The organism is Pseudomonas sp. P7758 (genome assembly GCF_013386485.1).
GTDB lineage: Bacteria > Pseudomonadota > Gammaproteobacteria > Pseudomonadales > Pseudomonadaceae > Aquipseudomonas.
In genome coordinates this window covers 1-20,636 of record NZ_JACARS010000028.1, presented here as the reverse complement: position 1 = coordinate 20,636, position 20,636 = coordinate 1, and the positions used below count along the sequence as shown (strand labels likewise).

17 protein-coding genes and 4 tRNA genes are annotated in these 20,636 nt (G+C 55.4%); all 21 read right to left on the bottom strand.

Annotation, left to right across the window (positions count from 1 at the left end):
- Positions 1 to 12 precede the first annotated feature (12 nt).
- A complete protein-coding gene (gene rplC, locus HX873_RS07625) occupies positions 13 to 648 on the bottom strand; it encodes a 50S ribosomal protein L3 (protein WP_003194649.1) in 636 nt (211 codons plus the stop codon).
- Positions 649 to 729: 81 nt separating this feature from the next.
- Entirely contained in the window at positions 730 to 1,041 is a 312-nt protein-coding gene (gene rpsJ, locus HX873_RS07620) for a 30S ribosomal protein S10 (RefSeq protein ID WP_003210084.1), read from the bottom strand.
- A 141-nt stretch (positions 1,042 to 1,182) separates the two neighbouring features.
- A complete protein-coding gene (gene tuf, locus HX873_RS07615; protein ID WP_003210085.1) occupies positions 1,183 to 2,376 on the bottom strand; it encodes an elongation factor Tu in 1,194 nt (397 codons plus the stop codon).
- Positions 2,377 to 2,406: 30 nt separating this feature from the next.
- Positions 2,407 to 4,512 carry an elongation factor G gene (gene fusA, locus HX873_RS07610; RefSeq protein ID WP_003210087.1) on the bottom strand — a complete coding sequence of 702 codons (2,106 nt, stop codon included), beginning with the start codon at positions 4,510 to 4,512 and terminating at the stop codon, positions 2,407 to 2,409.
- A gap of 30 nt (positions 4,513 to 4,542) precedes the next feature.
- The gene (rpsG, locus tag HX873_RS07605) at positions 4,543 to 5,013 is read right to left on the bottom strand and encodes a 30S ribosomal protein S7 (protein ID WP_002555493.1); all 471 of its coding nucleotides are present in this window, start codon (positions 5,011 to 5,013) and stop codon (positions 4,543 to 4,545) included.
- A gap of 118 nt (positions 5,014 to 5,131) precedes the next feature.
- On the bottom strand, positions 5,132 to 5,503 hold the full coding sequence (gene rpsL / locus HX873_RS07600) for a 30S ribosomal protein S12 (RefSeq protein WP_002555494.1): 372 nt from the start codon (positions 5,501 to 5,503) through the stop codon (positions 5,132 to 5,134).
- 216 nt (positions 5,504 to 5,719) lie between these two features.
- Positions 5,720 to 9,919, bottom strand: coding sequence for a DNA-directed RNA polymerase subunit beta' (gene rpoC, locus HX873_RS07595; protein ID WP_003210090.1), 4,200 nt, complete (start codon positions 9,917 to 9,919; stop codon positions 5,720 to 5,722).
- 64 nt (positions 9,920 to 9,983) lie between these two features.
- A complete protein-coding gene (gene rpoB / locus HX873_RS07590) occupies positions 9,984 to 14,057 on the bottom strand; it encodes a DNA-directed RNA polymerase subunit beta (RefSeq protein ID WP_008436421.1) in 4,074 nt (1,357 codons plus the stop codon).
- 220 nt (positions 14,058 to 14,277) lie between these two features.
- Entirely contained in the window at positions 14,278 to 14,643 is a 366-nt protein-coding gene (rplL, locus tag HX873_RS07585; RefSeq protein WP_003210093.1) for a 50S ribosomal protein L7/L12, read from the bottom strand.
- A 78-nt stretch (positions 14,644 to 14,721) separates the two neighbouring features.
- A complete protein-coding gene (gene rplJ / locus HX873_RS07580) occupies positions 14,722 to 15,222 on the bottom strand; it encodes a 50S ribosomal protein L10 (protein ID WP_003210095.1) in 501 nt (166 codons plus the stop codon).
- Between the two features lie 198 nt (positions 15,223 to 15,420).
- Positions 15,421 to 16,116 carry a 50S ribosomal protein L1 gene (rplA, locus tag HX873_RS07575; protein ID WP_003176434.1) on the bottom strand — a complete coding sequence of 232 codons (696 nt, stop codon included), beginning with the start codon at positions 16,114 to 16,116 and terminating at the stop codon, positions 15,421 to 15,423.
- Positions 16,116 to 16,547 carry a 50S ribosomal protein L11 gene (gene rplK, locus HX873_RS07570; RefSeq protein WP_003210097.1) on the bottom strand — a complete coding sequence of 144 codons (432 nt, stop codon included), beginning with the start codon at positions 16,545 to 16,547 and terminating at the stop codon, positions 16,116 to 16,118. Before rplK ends, rplA begins: the two co-directional genes overlap by 1 nt.
- Before the next feature lie 117 nt (positions 16,548 to 16,664).
- Positions 16,665 to 17,198, bottom strand: a complete 534-nt coding sequence (nusG, locus tag HX873_RS07565; RefSeq protein ID WP_003176436.1) for a transcription termination/antitermination protein NusG — start codon at positions 17,196 to 17,198, stop codon at positions 16,665 to 16,667.
- A 9-nt stretch (positions 17,199 to 17,207) separates the two neighbouring features.
- The gene (gene secE / locus HX873_RS07560) at positions 17,208 to 17,576 is read right to left on the bottom strand and encodes a preprotein translocase subunit SecE (RefSeq protein WP_003210099.1); all 369 of its coding nucleotides are present in this window, start codon (positions 17,574 to 17,576) and stop codon (positions 17,208 to 17,210) included.
- Between the two features lie 45 nt (positions 17,577 to 17,621).
- Positions 17,622 to 17,697 (bottom strand) — tRNA-Trp (locus tag HX873_RS07555).
- Between the two features lie 163 nt (positions 17,698 to 17,860).
- Positions 17,861 to 17,936: transfer RNA gene (locus HX873_RS07550), tRNA-Thr, on the bottom strand.
- Positions 17,937 to 17,962: 26 nt separating this feature from the next.
- Positions 17,963 to 18,036 (bottom strand) — tRNA-Gly (locus HX873_RS07545).
- A gap of 23 nt (positions 18,037 to 18,059) precedes the next feature.
- Positions 18,060 to 18,144 (bottom strand) — tRNA-Tyr (locus HX873_RS07540).
- A gap of 143 nt (positions 18,145 to 18,287) precedes the next feature.
- The gene (locus HX873_RS07535) at positions 18,288 to 18,734 is read right to left on the bottom strand and encodes a hypothetical protein (protein ID WP_177068939.1); all 447 of its coding nucleotides are present in this window, start codon (positions 18,732 to 18,734) and stop codon (positions 18,288 to 18,290) included.
- A 7-nt stretch (positions 18,735 to 18,741) separates the two neighbouring features.
- Positions 18,742 to 19,491 carry a pantothenate kinase gene (locus HX873_RS07530; protein ID WP_087692333.1) on the bottom strand — a complete coding sequence of 250 codons (750 nt, stop codon included), beginning with the start codon at positions 19,489 to 19,491 and terminating at the stop codon, positions 18,742 to 18,744.
- Positions 19,481 to 20,440 (bottom strand): bifunctional biotin--[acetyl-CoA-carboxylase] ligase/biotin operon repressor BirA, encoded by a 960-nt coding sequence (gene birA / locus HX873_RS07525; protein WP_177055545.1) that lies wholly within the window; start codon positions 20,438 to 20,440, stop codon positions 19,481 to 19,483. The genes HX873_RS07530 and birA overlap by 11 nt, the downstream gene beginning before the upstream one ends.
- Between the last annotated feature and the right edge of the window lie 196 nt (positions 20,441 to 20,636).

The following is a 20,636-nucleotide window of genomic DNA, read 5'->3' as shown; positions in this document are numbered from 1 at the left end:
GTCAGCTTCCCCTTAACCGCGAGCCTTGGCCGCTGGACGTACAACCAGGTTGCCGCCAGTAGCGCCAGGAACAGCACCCTTGACCAACAACAGATTGCGTTCAGCGTCGACGCGCACTACTTCGAGGGACTGCACGGTCACGCGCTCAGCGCCCATATGACCGGACATTTTTTTGCCCTTGAATACACGACCAGGAGTCTGGCACTGGCCAATAGAGCCCGGGACGCGGTGGGAAACGGAGTTACCGTGAGTGTTGTCTTGGCCACGGAAATTCCAACGCTTGATCGTACCCTGGAAGCCTTTACCCTTGGACTGACCGGTTACATCAACCAGTTGACCAGCGGCGAAGATTTCAGCGTTGATCAGATCGCCAGCCTGGTAGTCGCCGTCTTCAAGACGGAACTCCATAACAGTACGACCAGCTGCAACGTTTGCTTTAGCGAAGTGACCTGCTTGAGCAGCAGTCACACGCGAAGCACGACGCTCGCCGACAGTGACTTGCACTGCACGATAGCCATCGGTTTCTTCAGTTTTAAACTGGGTGACGCGATTCGGTTCGATCTCAATGACCGTGACCGGAATGGAGACACCTTCTTCGGTGAAAATACGGGTCATACCGCATTTACGACCGACTACACCAATAGTCATGTTGTAAACCTCATGAGTGTACGGGGCTTTCACCCGCTATGGCCGCCCATTTCAGAGCGTTACACGACTAAGACCCAAGTCTTAGCCGAGGCTGATCTGTACTTCCACACCGGCCGCCAGATCAAGCTTCATAAGTGCATCAACGGTTTTATCCGTTGGCAGGACGATGTCCAGCACGCGCTTATGAGTACGGATCTCGTACTGGTCACGCGCGTCTTTGTTGACGTGCGGGGAGACCAGAACGGTGAACCGCTCTTTACGGGTAGGCAGTGGAATTGGACCACGCACTTGAGCACCAGTACGTTTCGCGGTTTCCACGATTTCCTGGGTGGATTGGTCGATCAGTTTGTGGTCAAAAGCCTTCAACCTGATACGAATTTGCTGATTTGCCATTGGATTTCAGACTCCGGCTGCTATTCCCAGCGAGCGCAACACGCCCGTTAAAAGGAGGCGCAATTCTATAGACGCCCCATATGGGTGTCAACTCAATAAAAAAGCCCCCGCTGAGCGGGGGCTTTTTCAAGTCATCACTTATTAAGCGATGATTTTGGCTACGACGCCAGCGCCGACGGTACGACCGCCTTCACGGATAGCGAAACGCAGACCATCTTCCATTGCGATGGTTTTGATCAGGGTGACAACCATTTTGATGTTGTCGCCTGGCATTACCATTTCAACGCCTTCCGGCAGTTCGCAGTTACCGGTCACGTCAGTGGTCCGGAAGTAGAACTGTGGACGGTAGCCTTTGAAGAACGGAGTGTGACGACCGCCTTCCTCTTTGCTCAACACGTACACTTCAGCTTCGAAGGTAGTGTGCGGCTTAACCGAACCTGGCTTGACCAGAACCTGGCCACGCTCAACGTCGTCACGCTTGGTACCACGCAGCAGAACGCCGCAGTTCTCGCCTGCACGACCTTCGTCGAGCAGTTTACGGAACATTTCAACACCGGTGCAGGTGGTGACGGTAGTGTCACGCAGACCAACGATTTCCAGTGGATCTTGAACCTTAACGATACCGCGTTCGATACGACCAGTCACAACAGTACCACGACCGGAGATCGAGAATACGTCTTCGATTGGCATCAGGAACGGCTTGTCGATAACACGAACTGGATCTGGGATGTAGCTGTCCAGAGTCTCAACCAGTTTACGAACGGCAGTGGTGCCCATTTCGTTGTCGTCAAGACCGTCCAGAGCCATACGAGCAGAACCGATGATGATCGGAGTGTCGTCGCCTGGGAAGTCGTAAGTGCTCAGCAGATCGCGCACTTCCATCTCAACCAGTTCCAGCAGCTCAGCGTCGTCTACCAGGTCAGCCTTGTTCAGGAAAACCACGATGTACGGAACGCCTACCTGACGGGACAGCAGGATGTGCTCACGGGTTTGTGGCATCGGACCATCAGCGGCCGAGCAAACCAGGATCGCGCCGTCCATCTGGGCAGCACCGGTGATCATGTTCTTCACATAGTCAGCGTGACCTGGGCAGTCAACGTGAGCGTAGTGACGGATCAGCGAGTTGTATTCAACGTGCGCGGTGTTGATGGTGATACCACGAGCTTTTTCTTCTGGTGCGCTGTCGATCTTGTCGAAGTCAACACGAGCCGAACCGAAAACTTCGGAGCAGACGCGAGTCAGAGCAGCGGTCAGAGTGGTTTTACCGTGGTCAACGTGGCCGATAGTGCCAACGTTTACGTGCGGTAGGGAACGATCAAATTTTTCTTTAGCCACGACAATTAACTCCTTGCCTAAAGGACTGAATCAGCCTTGTTTTTTGGATACAGTTTCAGCGATGTGCGCCGGAGCTGTGTTGTATTTTTTGAATTCCATAGAGTAGCTTGCGCGACCCTGAGACATGGAACGAACGTCGGTCGCATAACCGAACATCTCGCCCAACGGAACCTCGGCACGAATCACTTTGCCGGAAACCGTATCTTCCATACCCAAGATCATGCCGCGACGACGGTTAAGGTCGCCCATCACGTCACCCATGTAGTCTTCAGGCGTAACGACTTCTACTGCCATGATTGGCTCAAGCAACTCACCACCGCCCTTCTGGGCCAGTTGCTTGGTAGCCATGGAAGCAGCCACCTTAAACGCCATCTCGTTGGAGTCGACGTCGTGGTAAGAACCGTCAAAAACGGTCGCCTTCAGGCCGATGAGCGGATAGCCGGCAACAACACCGTTCTTCATCTGCTCTTCGATACCCTTCTGGATAGCCGGGATGTATTCCTTAGGAACAACACCGCCCACTACTTCGTTCACGAATTGCAGACCTTCCTGACCTTCATCAGCAGGAGCAAAACGGATCCAGCAATGGCCGAACTGGCCACGACCGCCGGACTGACGAACGAATTTGCCTTCGATTTCGCAGTTCTTCGTGATGCGCTCACGATAGGAAACCTGAGGCTTACCGATGTTGGCTTCGACGTTGAACTCACGGCGCATCCGGTCAACCAGGATGTCCAGGTGAAGCTCGCCCATGCCGGAGATGATCGTTTGACCAGTCTCTTCATCAGTCTTGACGCGGAAAGATGGATCTTCCTGAGCAAGCTTGCCCAGAGCGATACCCATTTTTTCCTGGTCATCCTTGGTCTTAGGCTCAACGGCAACCGAAATAACCGGCTCCGGGAAGTCCATGCGAACCAGGATGATTGGCTTGGCAGCGTCGCACAAGGTCTCACCAGTGGTGACGTCCTTCATGCCGATCAGGGCCGCGATGTCACCAGCGCGTACTTCCTTGATCTCTTCACGGGCGTTTGCGTGCATTTGCACCATACGACCCACACGCTCTTTCTTGCCTTTAACCGAGTTGATCACGCCGTCGCCGGAGGCCAACACGCCCGAGTAAACGCGGACGAAGGTCAAAGTACCCACGAATGGGTCAGTAGCGATCTTGAACGCCAGAGCCGAGAACGGCTCGCTGTCATCGGCGTGACGCTCCATCTCTTCTTCCTCGTTATCAGGGTTGGTACCCTTGATAGCAGGAATGTCGGTTGGAGCAGGCAGGTAGTCGATAACGGCGTCGAGAACCAGGGGAACACCCTTGTTCTTGAAGGAAGAACCGCAAACAGCCAGAACGATCTCACCAGCGATAGTACGCTGACGCAGAGCGGCCTTGATTTCCACGTTGGTGAGTTCTTCACCTTCGAGGTACTTGTTCATCAGCTCTTCGCTGGCTTCAGCAGCAGCCTCAACCATGTTGTTACGCCACTCGTCAGCCAGCTCCTGCAGTTCTGCAGGGATAGGCTTACGAACAGGAACCATGCCTTTGTCAGCGTCATTCCAGTAAACAGCTTCCATGTTGATCAGATCGATCTGACCCTGGAAGTTGTCTTCGGAACCGATAGCCAACTGGATTGGCACCGGAGTGTGACCCAGACGCTGTTTGATCTGACCGATCACGCGCAGGAAGTTGGCACCAGCACGGTCCATCTTGTTTACGTAAACAAGACGCGGAACGCCGTACTTGTTGGCCTGACGCCATACGGTTTCCGACTGAGGCTCAACACCCGAAGTACCGCAGAACACAACGACAGCGCCGTCGAGTACACGCAGGGAACGCTCAACTTCAATGGTGAAGTCTACGTGGCCTGGGGTATCGATTACGTTGAAGCGGTGCTCGTCCTTGTACTGCTTCTCGGAACCTTTCCAGAAGGCGGTAATAGCAGCAGAAGTAATGGTAATACCACGCTCCTGCTCCTGAACCATCCAGTCTGTGGTCGCGGCGCCGTCATGCACCTCGCCCATTTTGTGACTTTTGCCGGTGTAAAACAGTACGCGCTCGGTGGTGGTGGTTTTACCAGCATCCACGTGAGCAACGATACCGATGTTACGGTAGCGGCTAATCGGAGTAGTACGAGCCATAAAGCCCTCGCAAAATTAGTGAAGCCAGAATTAGAAGCGGTAGTGCGAGAAAGCTTTGTTGGCTTCAGCCATACGGTGCACGTCTTCACGCTTCTTAACAGCAGCACCTTTACCTTCAGCAGCGTCCAACAGTTCGCCAGCCAAACGCAGGGCCATAGACTTCTCGCCGCGCTTACGGGCGAAGTCTACCAACCAGCGCATTGCCAAAGCGTTACGACGGGACGGGCGAACTTCAACCGGAACCTGGTAAGTAGCACCGCCTACACGGCGCGACTTCACTTCGACCAGCGGAGCGATGGCGTCGAGAGCTTTCTCGAAGATTTCCAGGGGGTCGCTGTTCTTGCGTTCTTTAACCTTTTCCAGCGCGCCATAAACGATACGCTCGGCAACGGCTTTCTTGCCGCTTTCCATTACGTGGTTCATGAACTTGGCCAGGATTTGGCTTCCGTATTTTGGATCGTCAAGCACTTCGCGCTTGGCTGCTACGCGTCTTCTTGGCATGGATAAGCCCTCAAACGGTCTTCAGGTTCGCTCGGAATCGGTGCCCTTTCGGGACGCCTCCGACCTTACTCTTATCGACTCAGAAAATAAGATGATTCAGTTTTACAAAAAGCCGCTACTACTTAGGCTTCTTGGTACCGTACTTCGAACGACCCTGGTTACGACCTTTAACGCCGGAAGTATCCAAGGAGCCGCGTACGGTGTGGTAACGAACACCTGGCAAGTCTTTTACACGACCGCCGCGGATCAGTACCACGCTGTGCTCTTGCAGGTTGTGACCTTCACCGCCGATGTACGAGGAAACCTCGAAACCGTTGGTCAGGCGCACACGGCATACTTTACGCAGTGCCGAGTTAGGTTTTTTCGGCGTAGTGGTATACACGCGAGTGCATACGCCACGACGTTGCGGGCAGTTCTGCAGCGCAGGCACGTCGGATTTCTCGACGATACGCTTACGCGGCTGACGTACCAGCTGGTTGATAGTTGCCATCTACTAGCTCCACTGTTGTCTTGCGACGCTATTGTCTTGCAAGAAAAGCAAAATGGCAGGAACGAATTCCCGCCAAATTTAGGGGTACAAGAGTCTAAAGAGGATCTTGTCCCCAGTCAAGGCAAGGCCCCGACCTCCCCTTCCATCGAACCGGGACAAATCTGTCTCGATCCGACGAACGGGGCTGCCAGGGCCCGGTCTTATTTACCGCAGAACTCAGTTACCGCTTGAGTTCAGCGCTTCGGTCAGTGCAGCTTCCACTTCACTGGCGCTTACGCGCAACGGCTTGTCGAGTTCACGGCGACGCTTACGCTCGCTGTGGTAGGCCAAACCGGTACCGGCCGGGATCAGACGACCCACAACCACGTTTTCTTTCAGGCCGCGCAGGTAATCGCGCTTGCCGGTTACCGCTGCTTCGGTCAGTACGCGAGTAGTCTCCTGGAAGGAGGCCGCCGAGATGAACGACTCAGTGGACAACGACGCCTTGGTGATACCCAGCAACACACGAGTGAACTTGGAAACGAATTTCTCGTCGTTCGCCAGGCGCTCGTTCTCTACCAGTACGTGAGTCAGTTCCATCTGGTCGCCCTTGATGAAACTCGAATCGCCGGATTCAGCGATTTCAACTTTACGCAGCATCTGACGCAGGATGGTCTCGATGTGCTTATCGTTGATCTTCACGCCTTGCAGACGGTAAACGTCCTGGATCTCGTTAACGATGTACTTGGCCAGCGCACTCACACCCAGCAGACGCAGGATGTCGTGTGGATCGCTCGGGCCGTCGGAGATAACTTCGCCGCGGTTTACCTGTTCGCCTTCGAAGACGTTCAGGTGACGCCACTTCGGAATCAGCTCTTCGTACGGATCGCTACCGTCGTTCGGGGTGATAACCAGGCGGCGCTTGCCCTTGGTCTCTTTACCGAACGCGATGGTGCCGCTGACTTCAGCCAGAATCGACGCTTCTTTCGGACGACGAGCTTCGAACAAGTCGGCAACACGCGGCAGACCACCGGTGATGTCACGGGTCTTCGAAGTTTCTTGCGGGATACGAGCGATAACATCACCGATCGCGATCTTCGCACCATCCGCAACACCGACCAGGGCGTTGGCTGGCAGGAAGTACTGAGCGATAACGTCAGTGCCTGGCAGCAACAGATCCTTGCCGTTGTCATCAACCATCTTCACGGCAGGACGGATATCTTTGCCTGCAGCTGGACGGTCTTTGGCGTCGAGTACTTCAATGTTGGTCATACCGGTCAATTCGTCAGTCTGACGCTTGATCGTGATGCCTTCTTCCATGCCCACGTAGGTCACGGTACCTTTCATTTCGGTAACGATTGGGTGAGTGTGTGGATCCCACTTGGCCACGATTGCGCCAGCGTCGACCTTGTCACCTTCTTTAACCGAAATCACAGCACCGTACGGCAGCTTGTAACGCTCGCGCTCACGACCGTAGTCATCAGCGATTGCCAGCTCACCGGAACGGGACACAGCAACCAGGTGGCCATCCACTCGCTCAACGTGCTTCAGGTTGTGCAGACGGACGGTACCGCCATTCTTCACCTGAACGCTGTCGGCTGCGGAGGTCCGGCTTGCCGCACCACCGATGTGGAACGTACGCATGGTCAGCTGGGTACCCGGCTCACCGATGGACTGGGCAGCGATAACGCCGACCGCTTCACCGATGTTCACCTGGTGACCACGAGCCAAGTCACGGCCGTAGCACTTGGCGCAAATGCCGTAGCGGGTTTCGCAGCTGATCGGCGAGCGAACAATCACTTCGTCGATGCTGTTGAGTTCGATGAACTCGACCCACTTCTCGTCTACCAGGGTGCCGGCAGGAACGATGACTTCCTCGGTACCTGGCTTGAATACGTCACGGGCGATTACTCGACCCAGTACGCGCTCACCCAACGGTTCTACAACGTCGCCGCCTTCGATGTGCGGAGTCATCAGCAGACCGTGTTCGGTGCCGCAGTCAACTTCAGTCACAACCAAGTCTTGCGCAACGTCTACCAGACGACGAGTCAGGTAACCGGAGTTAGCGGTTTTCAACGCGGTATCCGCCAGACCTTTACGAGCACCGTGAGTCGAGATGAAGTACTGAAGTACGCTCAAACCTTCACGGAAGTTCGCAGTAATCGGCGTTTCGATGATGGAACCGTCCGGCTTGGCCATCAGGCCACGCATACCGGCGAGCTGACGGATCTGCGCAGCAGAACCCCGTGCGCCCGAGTCGGCCATCATGTACATCGAGTTGAACGACTCTTGATCGACTTCCACGCCATGACGGTCGATAACACGCTCTTTCGAGAGGTTCGACATCATCGCCTTCGACACTTCGTCGTTGGCCTTGGACCAAAGGTCGATCACTTTGTTGTACTTCTCGCCCTGGGTTACCAGGCCGGAGGCGTACTGGCTTTCGATCTCTTTCACTTCATCGGTGGCAGCACCGATGATGGCGGCTTTCTCGTCCGGGATAACGAAGTCGTTAACACCGATGGAAACGCCGGAAATGGTCGAATAAGCAAAACCGGTGTACATCAACTGGTCAGCGAAGATAACGGTCTCTTTCAAACCAACCACGCGGTAGCACTGGTTGATCAGCTTGGAGATCGCCTTTTTCTTCATTGGCTGGTTGACCACGTCGTACGACAGGCCAGGTGGAACAACCTGGAACAGCAGCGCACGGCCGACAGTGGTGTCGACGATACGGGTGTTCTTGACGCTGCCACCGTCACGATCGTTGATGGTTTCGTGGATGCGGACTTTAACCTTGGCGTGCAGTGCGGCTTCGCCGGCACGGAACACACGGTCAACTTCCTGCAGATCCGCGAACACACGACCTTCGCCCTTGGCGTTGATCGCTTCACGAGTCATGTAGTACAGACCCAATACAACGTCCTGCGACGGAACGATGATTGGCTCACCGTTGGCTGGCGACAGAATGTTGTTGGTCGACATCATCAACGCACGCGCTTCCAGCTGGGCTTCCAGCGTCAGCGGTACGTGCACGGCCATTTGGTCGCCGTCGAAGTCGGCGTTGTACGCAGCACAGACCAGCGGGTGCAGCTGGATAGCTTTACCTTCGATCAGTACCGGTTCAAACGCCTGGATACCCAGACGGTGAAGGGTCGGTGCACGGTTGAGGAGAACCGGGTGTTCACGGATCACTTCAGCGAGAACGTCCCAAACCTCTGGCAGCTCGCGCTCGACCATTTTCTTGGCAGCTTTGATGGTGGTCGCGAGACCACGCATTTCCAGCTTGCCGAAAATGAACGGCTTGAACAGCTCGAGAGCCATCTTCTTCGGCAGACCGCACTGGTGCAGACGCAGGGTCGGGCCTACGGTAATTACCGAACGACCGGAGTAGTCAACACGCTTACCGAGCAAGTTCTGACGGAAACGACCCTGCTTACCCTTGATCATGTCAGCCAGGGATTTCAGAGGACGCTTGTTCGAACCGGTGATAGCGCGGCCACGACGACCGTTGTCGAGCAGGGCATCGACAGCTTCCTGCAACATACGCTTTTCGTTGCGCACGATGATGTCCGGAGCGGACAGGTCGAGCAGACGCTTCAAGCGGTTGTTACGGTTGATCACGCGACGGTACAGGTCGTTGAGGTCGGAAGTCGCGAAGCGACCGCCATCCAACGGTACCAGCGGACGCAGGTCTGGCGGCAGAACCGGCAGAACGGTCAGCACCATCCACTCTGGCAAGTTGCCGGAACCCTGGAAGGCTTCCATCAACTTCAGACGCTTGGACAGCTTCTTGATCTTGGTTTCGGAGTTGGTTTGCGGAATTTCTTCACGCAGACGGCCAATCTCGTGTTCCAGGTCGATAGCGTGCAGCAGTTCGCGGACAGCTTCGGCACCCATGCGGGCATCGAAATCGTCGCCGAACTCTTCCAGCGCTTCGAAGTACTGCTCGTCGTTCAGCAGCTGACCCTTTTCAAGGGTGGTCATGCCTGGATCGATAACGACATAGCTCTCGAAGTAGAGAACGCGTTCGATATCACGCAGGGTCATGTCCATCAGCAAGCCGATACGGGACGGCAGTGATTTCAGGAACCAGATGTGGGCAACCGGCGAAGCCAGCTCGATGTGCGCCATGCGCTCACGACGAACTTTGGCCAGTGCAACTTCAACGCCGCACTTCTCGCAGATCACACCACGGTGCTTCAAGCGCTTGTACTTACCGCACAGGCACTCGTAATCCTTTACCGGGCCAAAGATCTTGGCGCAGAACAGGCCGTCACGCTCTGGTTTGAACGTACGGTAGTTGATGGTTTCCGGCTTTTTAACTTCACCGAACGACCACGAACGGATCATCTCAGGCGATGCCAACCCAATACGGATGGCGTCGAACTCTTCGACTTGACCCTGGTTTTTCAGCAAATTCAGTAGGTCTTTCAAGGCCTTTCCTCCTGGCGGAGCAGAGAGCGGGCTAAACAGCCCCGCTCTCGATTCGCGTCACGTGTTATTCGGTTTCCAGATCGATATCGATGCCGAGGGAACGAATTTCTTTGATCAACACGTTGAAAGACTCGGGCATGCCCGGCTCCATACGGTGATCGCCGTCCACGATGTTTTTGTACATCTTGGTCCGACCGTTCACATCGTCCGACTTCACTGTGAGCATTTCTTGCAGAGTGTAAGCAGCACCGTATGCTTCCAGTGCCCAGACCTCCATCTCCCCGAAACGCTGACCACCGAACTGAGCCTTACCACCCAGCGGCTGCTGGGTAACCAGGCTGTACGAACCGGTAGAACGAGCGTGCATCTTGTCGTCTACCAAGTGGTTCAGCTTCAGCATGTACATGTAGCCAACAGTAACCGGGCGCTCAAACTTGTTGCCGGTACGGCCGTCGAACAGCTGCATCTGGCCGCTTTCTGGCAGGTCTGCCAGTTTCAGCATGGCCTTGATTTCGCTTTCCTTGGCACCGTCGAACACCGGGGTAGCCATTGGAACGCCGCCGCGCAGGTTCTTCGCCAGATCCAGGATTTCCTGGTCGGAGAAGGTGTCCAGCTCTTCGTTGCGACCGCCGATCTCGTTGTAGATCTCGTGCAGGAACTTGCGCAGGTCTGCGACCTTGCGCTGCTCTTCGATCATACGGTTGATCTTCTCGCCCAGACCTTTGGCCGCGAGGCCCAGGTGGGTTTCAAGGATCTGACCAACGTTCATACGCGAAGGTACGCCCAACGGGTTGAGGACGACATCGACCGGGGTGCCATTGGCATCGTGCGGCATGTCTTCAACCGGCATGATCACGGAGACCACACCTTTGTTACCGTGACGACCGGCCATCTTGTCGCCCGGCTGGATGCGGCGACGGATTGCCAGGTAAACCTTGACGATTTTCAGCACGCCTGGAGCCAGGTCATCGCCCTGCTGCAGTTTGCGCTTCTTGTCTTCGAACTTGTCGTCCAGCAGACGGCGACGATCGACGATGTAGGCCTGGGCCTTCTCGAGCTGCTCGTTCAGAGCATCTTCAGCCATGCGCAGTTTGAACCACTGCCCGTGCTCAAGACCGTCGAGTACTTCGTCGGTGATGTCCTGACCTTTCTTCAGACCTGCGCCGCCTTCAGCCTTGTGGCCTACCAGGGCGGAACGCAGACGCTCGAAGGTCGCGCCTTCAACGATACGGAACTCTTCGTTCAGGTCCTTGCGGATCTCGTCGAGTTGGGTCTTCTCGATGGACAGTGCACGAGCATCACGCTCAACGCCGTCACGGGTGAAGACCTGTACGTCGATGACAGTGCCCTTGGTACCGGTAGGTACACGCAGGGAAGTGTCTTTAACGTCGCTGGCTTTTTCACCGAAGATGGCACGCAACAGCTTCTCTTCCGGAGTCAGTTGGGTCTCGCCTTTCGGAGTGACCTTGCCTACCAGGATGTCGCCTGCGCCAACTTCAGCACCTACGTAAACGATACCGGCTTCGTCCAGCTTGTTCAGTGCAGCTTCACCCACGTTCGGGATGTCTGCAGTGATTTCCTCTGGCCCAAGCTTGGTGTCACGCGCCACACAGGTCAGTTCCTGAATGTGGATCGTGGTGAAGCGATCTTCCTGAACCACACGCTCGGACAGGCAGATGGAGTCTTCGAAGTTGTAACCGTTCCAGGCCATGAACGCGATGCGCATGTTCTGGCCCAGTGCCAGCTCACCCATATCGGTGGACGGACCGTCTGCCATGATGTCGCTGCGCTGAACCCGATCACCCTTGCTCACCAGCGGACGCTGGTTGATGCAGGTGTTCTGGTTGGAGCGGGTGTATTTGGTCAGGTTGTAGATGTCGACACCGGCTTCGCCAGTTTCAACTTCGTCGTCGGCAACACGAACCACGATACGGCTGGCATCAACGGAGTCGATCACGCCGCCACGACGAGCCACGACGCAAACGCCGGAGTCACGGGCTACGTTACGCTCCATGCCGGTACCTACCAGCGGCTTGTCAGCGCGCAGGGTCGGTACAGCTTGACGCTGCATGTTGGAACCCATCAACGCACGGTTGGCGTCATCGTGCTCCAGGAACGGGATCAGCGACGCTGCAACCGAAACTACCTGCTTCGGCGATACGTCCATCAAGGTGACGTCTTCCGGCGCCTTGACGGTGAACTCGTTCAAGTGACGAACAGCTACCAGTTCGTCGATCAGCATTTTCTTGTCGTTCATCGTGGCCGAAGCCTGAGCGATCACGTGATCAGCTTCTTCGATGGCGGACAGGAACACGATCTCGTCGGTGACCAGTGCGTCTTTCACCACGCGGTACGGGCTCTCGAGGAAGCCGTACTGGTTGGTGCGCGCGTAGGCAGCCAGGGAGTTGATCAGACCGATGTTCGGACCTTCCGGCGTTTCAATCGGGCATACACGACCGTAGTGAGTCGGGTGTACGTCACGAACTTCAAAGCCTGCACGCTCACGAGTCAGACCGCCCGGGCCCAGTGCGGAAACACGGCGCTTGTGGGTGATCTCGGAGAGCGGGTTGTTCTGGTCCATGAACTGCGAGAGCTGGCTGGAACCGAAGAACTCTTTCACCGCCGCAGCCACTGGCTTGGCGTTGATCAGGTCTTGCGGCATCAGGCCTTCGCTTTCTGCCATCGACAGACGCTCTTTGACCGCACGCTCAACACGTACCAGGCCAACGCGGAACTGGTTCTCGGCCATTTCGCCTACGCAGCGAACACGACGGTTACCCAGGTGGTCGATGTCATCGACGATGCCTTTGCCGTTACGGATGTCGACCAGGGTCTTCAGTACCGCGACGATGTCTTCCTTGCACAGCACGCCCGAACCTTCGATCTCGGTACGACCGATACGACGGTTGAACTTCATCCGGCCGACCGCAGACAGGTCATAGCGCTCAGGGCTGAAGAACAGGTTGTTGAACAGGGTCTCGGCAGCGTCTTTGGTTGGTGGTTCGCCAGGACGCATCATGCGATAGATCTCGACCAGCGCTTCCAATTGGTTGCTGGTGGAGTCGATCTTCAGGGTGTCGGAGACGAACGGGCCGCAGTCGATGTCATTGGTGTACAGGGTCTCGATGCGAACAACCTGGGACTTGGCGATTTTCGCCAGGATCTCGGTGTTCAGCTCGGTGTTGCATTCAGCCAGGATTTCGCCGGTGGCCGGGTGCACGATGACCTTGGCGGTGGTGCGACCCAGGACGTAGTCCAGAGGCACTTCCAGCGTCTTGATACCGGCTTTTTCGATCTGGTTGATGTGGCGCGCGGTAATACGGCGGCCGGCTTCAACGATGACCTTGCCTTTGTCGTCCTGGATGTCCAGAACGGCAATCTCACCACGCAGGCGCTGAGGCACCAACTCCAGGCTGAGGGTTTCGCCGCTCAGGTGGAATACGTTAGTGGTGTAGAAAGCGTCCAGCACTTGCTCAGTGGTATAGCCGAGCGCGCGCAGCAGTACCGAGGCCGGCAGCTTGCGACGACGGTCGATACGCACGAACACGCAGTCTTTCGGGTCGAACTCGAAGTCCAACCACGAACCGCGGTACGGAATGATCCGCGCGGAGTACAGGAGCTTGCCGGAGCTGTGCGTCTTGCCGCGGTCGTGGTCAAAGAACACGCCCGGGGAACGGTGCAGCTGGGAAACGATAACGCGCTCGGTACCGTTGATAACGAAGGTACCGTTCTCAGTCATCAGGGGGATTTCACCCATGTAGACTTCTTGCTCTTTGATGTCCTTGATCGCTTTGTTCGACGACTCTTTGTCGAAGATGATCAGACGGACTTTTACCCGCAAAGGTACGGCGTACGTAACACCGCGCAACACGCATTCTTTGACATCAAATGCCGGTTCGCCCAGGCGATAACCGACGTACTCCAGCGCAGCATTGCCGGAGTAGCTGATGATCGGGAAAACGGATTTGAAGGCCGCATGCAGGCCCACGTCGCGGAACTGATCTTTGGTCGCTCCCGCCTGCAAGAATTCACGATACGAATCCAGCTGGATAGCCAGAAGGTACGGGACATCCATGACGTCCGGCAACTTGCTAAAGTCCTTGCGGATACGTTTTTTCTCAGTATATGAGTAAGCCATCAGCGTTCCCCAGCTTGGTCACCTGCTTGTTTGGCCCCTCCCGACGGGAGCAGCCAGAAAATCTTGCAAACCCCATGGTTTGCGCCACCGCATCGGGTGGTTACAGCGCGTTATAGGCGACGACCGAGTCGATTGCCAATAACGGAAAAAGGCCGGTGGCAAGAGCCACCAGCCATCAGCCTTCAGCTTAACGCTTGGGCTGGAGACGCAAGGTCGATGCTTACTTCAGCTCGACTTTAGCGCCTGCTTCTTCCAGCACTGCTTTAGCTTTGTCAGCTGCGTCTTTCGACACTGCTTCCAGAACCTGGGCAGGGGCGCCGTCAACTACTGCCTTGGCTTCTTTCAGGCCCAGACCGGTCAGTTCACGTACTGCCTTGATCACGTTTACTTTCTTCTCGCCAGCTTCCAGCAGCATGACGTTGAATTCGGTTTGCTCTTCAGCAGCAACAGCGGCAACAGCTGGGCCAGCCGAAGCAGCGGCAGCGGAAACACCGAATTTTTCTTCGAAAGCTTTGATCAGCTCAACAACCTGCAGAACCGACATTTCAGCTACGGCGTTGAGGATATCGTCTTGGGAGATAGACATTGCTGTAATTCCTGAATTGGGGGACGGCCTACGCGGCCATCGAAATAAACAAAAATACGCGAGAGGAGATGCTCAGCCTTAGGCTGCGGCAGCTTCTTTTTGCTCGCGAACTGCGGCCAGAGTACGAGCCAACTTGCTGGTAGCGCCTTGAATCACGCTCATCAGCTGAGAAATAGCTTCGTTACGGGTCGGCAGTGTTGCCAGTACGTCGATTTGGTTAGCTGCGAGGAACTTGCCCTCGAACGCAGCTGCCTTGATCTCGAACTTATCCTGACCCTTGGCGAATTCCTTGAACAAACGGGCAGCAGCGCCAGGATGTTCCTTGGAGAACGCAATCAGGGTCGGGCCGGTGAACACGTCGTTGAGGACACTGTATTCAGTGTCAGCAACAGCGCGCTTGAGCAGGGTGTTACGTACAACACGTACGTATACGCCAGCTTCACGAGCCTCTTTACGGAGTCCGGTCATAGCGCTTACTGTCACACCACGGGCATCAGCCACGACAGCGGACAGAGCAGCTTTGGCAGCCTCGTTGACTTCAGCGACGATGGCCTTCTTGTCTTCGAGATTAATTGCCACGGGTTTAACTCCTGCTTGTTACCGTTTCATCTGGCCTGGGCCGGATGTCGTTTTGGTGTCTGATTCGGTAAGGAACCGGGAGCACCATCTGCGTAGGCTTGTGGTTTAAGACTTGCGTCGCCTACGGTCTTGGATAGCCCCCGCCAGGCAGGGACCCCAATCTTTCAATTGGCGCAATTACTTGCGCCAATTTGTGTCTTATACGTCCAGCGAGCCTTGGTCGATGACCAGACCTGGGCCCATAGTGGTGCTCAGGGTAACGCGCTTGACGTAGATACCTTTCGAGGAAGCTGGCTTGATACGCTTCAGATCAGCGATCAGGGCTTCAACGTTTTCCTTCAGCTTGACGGCATCAAAGCCGACTTTGCCAACGGAGGTGTGAATGATGCCGTTTTTGTCGGTGCGATAACGAACCTGACCAGCTTTGGCGTTTTTAACCGCGGTAGCTACGTCTGGAGTCACGGTGCCGACTTTAGGGTTAGGCATCAGGCCACGTGGACCGAGGATCTGACCCAACTGACCTACAACGCGCATTGCATCCGGGGAAGCAATTACGACGTCATAGTTCAGGTCGCCGCCTTTCATTTCGGCAGCCAGGTCGTCCATGCCAACGCGATCGGCGCCGGCGGCCAGAGCAGCTTCAGCTGCTGGGCCTTGGGTGAAGACAGCTACACGTACAGTCTTGCCAGTACCGTGTGGCAGCACAGTAGCGCTACGAACGACCTGGTCGGATTTACGTGGGTCAACGCCCAGGTTTACAGCAACGTCAACAGACTCGCTGAACTTGACAGTCGACAGCTCGGTCAGCAGAGCAGCAGCGTCTACAAAATTGTAGGACTTGCCCGCTTCGATTTTGCCGGCGATAGCCTTTTGGCGCTTGGTCAGCTTAGCCATTACACACCCTCCACGTTAAGGCCCATGCTACGAGCAGAACCGGCGATGGTACGCACGGCTGCATCCATATCAGCTGCAGTCAGATCCGCGTTTTTGGTTTTCGCGATTTCTTCCAGCTGAGCACGGGTCACGGTGCCAACCTTAACGGTGTTAGGACGAGCGGAACCGCTAGTCAGACCAGCAGCTTTCTTCAACAGAACCGAAGCCGGGGTCGACTTGGTTTCGAAGGTGAAGCTACGGTCGCTGTATACAGTGATGATCACTGGAGTCGGCAGACCTGGCTCAATACCCTGAGTACGGGCGTTGAAGGCCTTGCAGAATTCCATGATGTTCACGCCGTGCTGACCCAGAGCTGGACCAACAGGTGGGCTTGGGTTGGCCTGAGCGGCCTTCACTTGCAGCTTGATGTAAGCGGTAATCTTCTTGGCCATGAGGCACTCCAATTACGGGTTCGAACGCCTCGAAAGGCTCCCCGGTTACTTGCGCGTTTATCCCAGTGACGACAAAACCCCACAGCCTAAGGCTGCGGGGTTGGGATGCTTGCTCAGCTAGACTTTTTCGACCTGGCTGAACTCTAGCTCTACCGGAGTAGAGCGACCGAAAATGAGCACTGCCACTTGGATCCGGCTCTTTTCGTAGTTAACTTCTTCGACGGTGCCGTTAAAATCAGCGAACGGACCATCTGTGACACGAACAACCTCACCCGGCTCGAACAACGTCTTCGGCTTGGGCTTGTCGCTACCATCAGCAACGCGACGCAGAATTGCTTCTGCTTCTTTGTCAGTGATCGGAGCAGGCTTATCAGCGGTACCGCCGATGAAACCCATGACGCGAGGAGTGTCCTTGACCAAGTGCCAAGTACCCTCATTCATGTCCATTTGAACCAGCACGTAGCCAGGGAAGAACTTACGTTCGCTTTTGCGTTTCTGGCCATTACGCATTTCAACCACTTCTTCAGTGGGAACCAGAATTTCGCCGAAGCCATCTTCCATGCCTGCCAGCTTTACGCGCTCTAGCAAAGAGCGCATGACATGCTTCTCGTAACCCGAGTAAGCATGCACAACGTACCAACGCTTAGCCACGGGACACCCTTAGCCAACAATCAAGGAAACAAGCCAGCCGAGCAGGGAATCAAGCCCCCACAACAGCAACGCCATAACCAGAACAACAGCTACCACGATCAACGTGGTCTGCGTGGTTTCTTGGCGAGTCGGCCAAACGACTTTACGGATCTCGGTACGAGCTTCCTTCACCAGGACCGCAAACGACTTGCCTTTTGCAGTCTGCAGGCCAACAAAGGCAGCAACAGCAGCAAGGGCGAGCAATGCGAGGACACGGTACAGGATTGGCGACCCAGAGTAGTACTGGTTGCCAACAACGCCTACAACCACAACAGCGACTACTACAAGCCACTTGAGCAGATCGAAGCGAGAGCCTTGAGCTTCAGCCTTAGGAGTCATCTATGAAGATCCTGTGAAAAGAAAGCCAGACACACCAAGTGAATCTGGCAGGTCAGGAGGGAATCGAACCCCCAACCTACGGTTTTGGAGACCGTCGCTCTGCCAATTGAGCTACTGACCTAAAACAAAATCAGGCCGACAATTATGCCGATCTGAAAAAGACTTTACAACAACAAACCCCTGCAGACCTGAAACCCACCCAAACAAAACAGCGAGAGAGGGCATATTCAACCGGAGGTAGCTGTTAAAACAAAGGCAGATATTTTCATATCTGCCTTGTTATATGGAGCTCTTGAGCGGATTTGAACCGCTGACCTCACCCTTACCAAGGGTGTGCTCTACCAACTGAGCTACAAGAGCGAAACAACTTGCACAACCTGCAAACTTGGAGCGGGTAGCGGGAATCGAACCCGCATCATCAGCTTGGAAGGCTGAGGTTCTACCACTAAACTATACCCGCGGAGCTTGCAGCTCACGCTAAAATGGTGGAGGGGGAAGGATTCGAACCTTCGAAGTCGTAGACGTCAGATTTACAGTCTGATCCCTTTGGCCGCTCGGGAACCCCTCCTAAGCGAGCCGGCATTCTACATCATGCCAGCCTTCTGTCAAGCATTTTCTCATTAAAAAATATGAGGTTAGCTGCGTTGACCTTCGCTTCGCCCTGTCGACCTAGAAGGTCTTCACTGCGAAGCGGGCGCCATTCTATGCAAACTATTCGAAGGTTGCAATGCCTTCGCACGGCATTATTTTATGTTTTAACTCATTGAATTCATTAACAAGGTTTTCAAAGGGCAGATCATCGGCCAGACGCCTGCTTTCAGGGGCCACTCGCAGCCAATATCCCGACGCATCAGGCAGGTTCAGAGACTGCAGCCTGACCTTGATATCCAGGCTGGTGAGGCGCTGCTCAACGGACTGAGCCTCTTTCTGATCAGGCAAACCGCCGATATACAAGCACGTCGCCTGCGCATCAGGCGCTTTTGCCCTGTCTCGCCGAACCATCGCATCAGCCGATTCGCTCAACAGGCGGATATCTTGCTGAGAACCACGATAGAGAGCCAAAGGCGTGACATCTTTAGCGCGCAGAGGGGCCTCCTGCTGATGCCAGATGTAATAGAAGACATTGAGGACCAGCAAAAGCAGAAACAGCCAACGCATAAAAACCTCAGGACAAAGGGCACGCCATCGCCAAGCCAACAAAAACCAGATCAGGGACAAGCCTACCGTGAGGCACAGCGTCAGCCACGAGCTCAGCGTCCCCACCGGTAAGGAAGACGGTAAAATCGCTCCCCCAATAGCTTCGAGCCAACTCCAGCTGGGTCAACACAAAGCCCCTCAGCATGAGCGTACAGCCGCGCTCTACCGCCTCCACAGTTGTGCGCCCTGGAGACAGCGCCTCAAGAGCCCGTTCAGCGGCGATATCGTCATAGCGTATTTTGCGGGTATGTGTTCGAAGCTGATTACGCATCAGCGGCATCCCCGGACAAATGAAACCGCCGAGATGCTCACCGTCTGCGGAAATGAAGTCTGCTGTTGCGGCGGTGCCAAAATCGAGCACCAGGCACGCGCCCGACGCCAGCTGAAACCCACCCAGCATCGCGAGCCAACGATCCAGTCCCAGGCGCTCGAAATCTTCGTACCCGTTCCGCACCCCACCCATCTGTCTCGCCGAAGCAGCACACAGCACCTTGACGCCAAATGCCTCGACCAGGGTAGCGACCAGTTGACTTGTCTCATCCGAAGCGCGAACACTCACCAGCCGGCAGTCTTTTAACGCGAGCCCCGTGAGCGCGAACAGGCTGTCGATCAGCGAGGCATCCGACCCAACGACACCTTCGGCAAAGATACGAGCCTTATCCGACTCAAGTACCCGCCATTTGATAAAGCTATTCCCACAGTCGAGCTCAAGAATCATCACGCAACCTCAGGCTTAGCTCACCACCGCTATATACTTTCTCAACACCATCCACGCTCAACCGCAATGCACCTTGCCCATCGACCCCCAGCACCACGCCGTCAATCCGGTTCACGCCCGCGATGAGCGATACAGGCCGGCCCTGCCATAAATGGCTTTGCTCCCACTCACCCTGGATTGCCGAAAAGCCAGATGCCTGGTGACGCTCAAGATAAGCCTGCAGCTGCACTCCAAGACGCGCTACCAGGTAGTTGCGATCAACAGCACTGCCGCTCTCCAACTGTACGGAGCTCCATTGCTGATCGACCTCATCCGCCTTCTGCATGTTCACGTTGATGCCGATACCAATAACGACGTGACAGACGTCAGCGGGATCCCCGACCAGTTCCAGGAGAATTCCGGCGATCTTTTTCTGCCCGACCAAAACGTCATTTGGCCACTTCAACCCTGCACCACGAACACCCGCGTCGCGCAGCGCCTGCATAACTGCAAGTCCGACCACCAGGCTTAGCCCTTCCAACTGACGCATGCCGCCTTCGATCCGCATCACAAGGCTGTAGTAGACGTTTTGAGCGAAAGGACTGACCCACTTTCGTCCGCGCCTTCCCCTGCCTGCAGTTTGCTGTTCTGAAAGCACAAGAAATGGCGCAGTGCGACCCGATTCAATCAGCCGCAATGCCTCGGCATTGGTAGAGTCAATGGAGTCAGAGATATGAACAGGCCATGCAGGAACAGGTACATGCCGAGCTATTTCATCGGCACTTAACAGTATCAGGGGCGCGGCCAACTGATACCCCCTGCCCCGCACTTTATGGATAGGTAGACCCAATTCCGCCTCGAGATGCTGAAGCTGCTTCCATACAGCACTGCGACTGACACCCAAGGCAGCACCGAGCGCCTCCCCGGAGTGGAATCGACCATCTTTTAGAAGTTTCAACAACGTCAGCATGCAGGTCTCGCCTCACAATGAGGCACGCATGATAGCCATGCATTAGGCCATTGCATAGAAAGGCAGGACGTTAGCATTGAAGATGCTTGAAATTCGACCACCCAAATTTTCCGACCGCCAAAACAAAACCCCTGACTGCATAAGCAATCAGGGGTTCTGGAATTTAATCTTGACGATGACCTACTCTCACATGGGC